This window comes from Deinococcus alpinitundrae (assembly GCF_009982895.1).
GTDB lineage: Bacteria > Deinococcota > Deinococci > Deinococcales > Deinococcaceae > Deinococcus > Deinococcus alpinitundrae.
The window spans coordinates 1-267 of sequence record NZ_WXZL01000290.1 but is presented as its reverse complement, the minus strand read 5'-3'; the positions used below and the strand labels follow the sequence as shown (position 1 = coordinate 267).

1 protein-coding gene is annotated in these 267 nt (G+C 37.1%); it reads left to right on the top strand.

Annotation, left to right across the window (positions count from 1 at the left end):
- On the top strand, window positions 1–267 hold a 267-nt coding region (locus GUI70_RS25780; protein WP_202630612.1), incomplete at both ends, for a substrate-binding domain-containing protein.

Here is a 267-nt window from a genome sequence, read left to right as displayed (position 1 = left end):
AGAGGCGAATTGCTTGATCAACACAAGGCTGTAGCGCAAGCATTTGTACAAGATTATAAAAAGTCTGGCTTTAAAATGAATGATCGCAAGCAAAGTGTAGACATTATGACACATCATTTTAAACAAAGTCGTGACGTTTTAACACAGTCAGCGGCATGGACATCCTATGGTGATTTAACAATTAAGCCATCCGGCTATCAAGAAATTACGACATTGGTAAAACAACATCATTTGTTTAATCCACCTGCATATGATGACTTTGTTGAA